This is a genomic window from Halomonas marinisediminis, assembly GCF_004347715.1.
GTDB lineage: Bacteria > Pseudomonadota > Gammaproteobacteria > Pseudomonadales > Halomonadaceae > Halomonas > Halomonas icarae.
This window is the reverse complement of record NZ_SLTR01000413.1, coordinates 1-276: the sequence shown is the minus strand read 5'-3', so window position 1 is coordinate 276 and position 276 is coordinate 1. Positions and strand designations below refer to the sequence as shown.

1 protein-coding gene is annotated in these 276 nt (G+C 69.6%); it reads left to right on the top strand.

All coding sequences use genetic code 11. The features are described 5' to 3' along the window. On the top strand, positions 1–276 hold a 276-nt coding region (locus E0702_RS17205), incomplete at both ends, for a TIM barrel protein (protein ID WP_165927612.1).

Sequence of the window (276 nt, the reverse complement as noted above, 5' to 3'; positions counted from 1 at the left end):
GAGCAGGATTTCATCACCGACAGCGGCAGCGCGCGCGACGTCGGCAACCGCATCCGCGACCACGGGCTGTCGATCGACCTCTTCCAGCCGTTCCGCGATTTCGAGGGGCTGCCGGGCGATCTGCGGACCCGGGCCTTCGACCGGGCAGAGCGCAAGTTCGACCTGATGCAGGAACTGGGGGCCGAACTCATGCTGGTCTGCTCCTCGCTGCATCCCAAGGCGCTTGGCGGGGTCGAGCGGGCGGCAGACGACCTGCGCGAGCTCGGGCAGCGCGCG